The organism is Microcystis sp. LE19-8.1F (genome assembly GCF_027531715.1).
In the GTDB taxonomy this organism is placed as follows: domain Bacteria; phylum Cyanobacteriota; class Cyanobacteriia; order Cyanobacteriales; family Microcystaceae; genus Microcystis; species Microcystis wesenbergii_A.
Genome location: NZ_JAPZSO010000214.1, coordinates 1 through 3,350, shown reverse-complemented (window position 1 = coordinate 3,350; position 3,350 = coordinate 1). Strand labels below are relative to the sequence as shown.

Genomic DNA, 3,350 nt, shown 5'->3' with positions numbered 1-3,350 from the left:
GCTAAGTCGTAACAAGGTAGCCGTACCGGAAGGTGCGGCTGGAACACCTCCTTTCTGGAGCTGTTTGGGATCACGCTTAGGCGTGGCAAAAAACAGTAAATACGATCTTAGTTCTTTTTTATTAAAACGTCCTAACAGTCCGCTATCAATTACATTTATTCGAAAATATTGAGGAGAAAAGCTGCGAGTTCACAAGCTGCGAGCTGCGAGTCGAAAGACCTGAAGCGAAAGCAAAGATCTTAGAGGCAAACCAAGGACTGGCCTACCAGTTATAAGTACCAAGCTCGAAGCTGACAGCTAGAAGCTAGCAGCTAAGAAAGGGGCTTGTAGCTCAGGTGGTTAGAGCGCTACACTGATAATGTAGAGGTCCGTGGTTCGAGTCCACGCAGGCCCACTGAATCAATTGACAATTGTTAAATTGACAATTGACAATTAGAACGGGGGATTAGCTCAGCTGGCTAGAGCGCCTGCTTTGCAAGCAGGAGGTCATCGGTTCGACTCCGATATTCTCCACAGGTGCAATTGACAATGAACAATTGGCAATTGACAATCAAAAAAAAGAAGAAAATCAAAGCTGGAAGGGCTTTGAGAAAGTTTATTGAAAGATAATGACAGTAGAGCTAGTAGCTATAAGCTAGAGGCCCGGAGCTGATTAATTATCACGTTGTTGATACCACAGGATAGTAAGAGCAGATAAGCCATCTGCCTACGATGATAGTGGAGGTTATTGACAAAGGAGTTCATTGACATATTGGAAGAAGAGTAGATAGTAAGAATTATTAGGAGAAATCTTAATGGTTTAAATATTAAGCAATTTGGTTTAGAGTAATCTGAATCAAATTAGCGAGCATATAGGTAATGGGGGCTAGTATTGAAATATACTAGTCTTAATTAAAAGAGAAGTAAATAAGGGCGTATGGGGAATGCCTAGGCTCTCAGAGGCGAAGAAGGACGTGATAAGCTGCGAAAAGCTGCGGGGATTGGCAAATACGAATTGATCCGCAGGTGTCCGAATGGGGCAACCCACCATGCTGAAGGCGTGGTACACCGCAAGGTGAGCAAACCCAGGGAACTGAAACATCTAAGTACCTGGAGGAAGAGAAAACAATAGTGATTGCGCCAGTAGTGGCGAGCGAACGCGCAAGAGCCCAAACCTACCCAGTTACGGCTGGTTAGGGGTTATAGGACCACATAATTGAGTTACAAAGAAATTGAACGGTATGGGAAAGCCGGCCACAGAGGGTGATAGCCCCGTAAATGTAAATTTGTAATAAGAGGTGGTATCCTGAGTAGGGCGGGGTCGGAGACGCCCCGTTTGAATTTGCCGGCACCATCCGGTAAGGCTAAATACTACTGAGAGACCGATAGTGAACCAGTACTGTGAAGGAAAGGTGAAAAGAACCGTGAATAACGGGGTGAAATAGAACCTGAAACCGTACGCCTACAAGCGGTCAGAGCTCCTTCGTGGAGTGATGGCGTGCCTTTTGCATAATGAGCCTACGAGTTACTGTCACTGGCGAGGTTAAGGACTTTGAAGTCCGCAGCCGGAGCGAAAGCGAGTCTGAATAGGGCGCATAGTCAGTGGGAGTAGACGCGAAACTTTGTGATCTACCCTTGGTCAGGATGAAGTGGGGGTAACACCCCATGGAGGTCCGAACTAGTAAACGTTGAAAAGTTTTTGGATGAACTGAGGGTAGGGGTGAAAGGCTAATCAAACTGAGAAATAGCTCGTACTCCCCGAAATGCCTTTAGGGGCAGCGTGGAAGTTAAGTTTAATAGAGGTAGAGCTACCAATAGGACTAGGGGGAGTCACATCCTACCAAATCCTGATGAACTCCGAATGCTATTAAATATATTCCGCAGAGAGGGCATGGGTGCTAAGGTCCGTGTCCGAGAGGGAAAGAACCCAGACCAACAGCTAAGGTCCCAAAATCTACACTAAGTTGAACTAAGGTGGTCCAGTTGCTTTGACAGCCAGGATGTTTGCTTGGAAGCAGCAATTCATTTAAAGAGTGCGTAACAGCTCACTGGTCGAGCGACAGGGCATCAATAATAATCGGGCATTAAGTGTAGTACCGAAGCTTTGGATAGTAGTAATACTGTGGTAGGGGAGCATTCTATTCAGCGGAGAAGTCGTCTGGTAATGGACGGTGGAGCGGATAGAAAAGCAAATGTAGGCATAAGTAACGATAAGACGGGTGAGAACCCCGTCCACCGATAGACTAAGGGTTCCGCGGCAATGTCAATCAGCCGCGGGTAAGTCGGGTCCTAAGGCAAAGCCGAAAGGCGAAGTTGATGGCCAACTGGTTAATATTCCAGTACTACCTTATCGAGCGAAGTGGAGAAGGAGCAGTGACAACTCCGCGCCCTGACGAAAGTGGGCGTTGAAAGGCGTAGGTATATCAGATATAGGCAAATCCGTATTTGATGCTGAAACCCAATAGTACGAGGAGGCTTCGGCCGAATTGATAGAGAGTGTAATCAGACTTCCGAGAAAATCCGCTAGCGTTAATTGATAAGGTACCCGTACCGCAAACCGACACAGGTAGTCAAGGAGAGAATCCTGAGGTGCTCGAGTGAGTCGTGGCTAAGGAACTAGGCAAATTAACCCTGTAACTTCGGGAAAAGGGGTGCCCTTCAGTAATGGAGGGTCGCAGAGAAATGGCCCAGGCGACTGTTTAACAAAAACACATGGCTATGCGAAATCGAAAGATGAGGTATATGGCCTGACACCTGCCCGGTGCTGGAAGGTTAAGGGGGGAAGTTAGTGCGCAAGTGCGAAGCTTTGAACTGAAGCCCCAGTAAACGGCGGCCGTAACTATAACGGTCCTAAGGTAGCGAAATTCCTTGTCGGGTAAGTTCCGACCTGCACGAATGGTGTAACGATCTGGGCACTGTCTCAGCCGCGAGCTCGGTGAAATTGTAGTCACGGTGAAGATGCCGTGTACCCGTCACGGGACGGAAAGACCCCATGCACCTTTACTATAGCTTCACATTGACATTGGGTAGATGATGTGTAGGATAGGCGGGAGGCTTTGATCCTGCGGCGCTAGTCGTAGGGGAGTCAACGGTGAAATACCGCCCTTTATTTTCTTGATGTCTAATCCCTCCAAGAGGGAGACAGTGTGTGGTGGGTAGTTTGACTGGGGTGGTCGCCTCCGAAAGAGTATCGGAGGCTTTCAAAGGTATGCTCAGTACGCTTGGTAACCGTACGTGGAGTGCAATAGCATAAGCATGCTTGACTGTGAGACTGACAAGTCGATCAGGGACGAAAGTTGGATATAGTGATCCGGTGGTTCTGCATGGAAGGGCCATCGCTCAAAGGATAAAAGGTACGCTGGGGATAACAG

General features: G+C 47.7%; 2 tRNA genes and 2 rRNA genes. All 4 read left to right on the top strand.

Features of this window, described 5'->3' with window-relative positions:
* A 16S ribosomal RNA gene (locus O9334_RS20115) occupies positions 1 to 54 on the top strand; the annotation flags it as partial.
* Between the two features lie 266 nt (positions 55 to 320).
* Positions 321 to 394: transfer RNA gene (locus O9334_RS20110), tRNA-Ile, on the top strand.
* A gap of 45 nt (positions 395 to 439) precedes the next feature.
* Positions 440 to 513: transfer RNA gene (locus tag O9334_RS20105), tRNA-Ala, on the top strand.
* Positions 514 to 896: 383 nt separating this feature from the next.
* A 23S ribosomal RNA gene (locus O9334_RS20100) occupies positions 897 to 3,350 on the top strand; the annotation flags it as partial.